This window comes from Pseudoalteromonas sp. S408 (assembly GCF_005886645.1).
Lineage (GTDB): Bacteria > Pseudomonadota > Gammaproteobacteria > Enterobacterales > Alteromonadaceae > Pseudoalteromonas.
This window is the reverse complement of the sequence record NZ_PNDY01000084.1, coordinates 1-208: the sequence shown is the minus strand read 5'-3', so window position 1 is coordinate 208 and position 208 is coordinate 1. Positions and strand designations below refer to the sequence as shown.

Genomic DNA, 208 nt, shown 5'->3' with positions numbered 1-208 from the left:
CATTATCATTCAAACCACCGGCTAAACCCATATTATCTCCATTACCTCTTTTAAAGTTGGCCTGAAAGGATCCCTGAGCAGCGCCTTTCTGAGTACTACGGATATTATCGAATCCATTATTTTTCCAAGCATAAATTTGCTTATTAGCAATCAACTCTTCGCCCTTCACTTTACCCGCTTTCTTTTGTGGATTCTCCATCACATAACC

At 39.9% G+C, this 208-nt stretch carries 1 protein-coding gene; it reads right to left on the bottom strand.

The window, feature by feature from the left end:
* Positions 1–208: hypothetical protein (locus CWB62_RS18720; RefSeq protein ID WP_212747504.1), on the bottom strand; the 208-nt coding region annotated here is incomplete at both ends.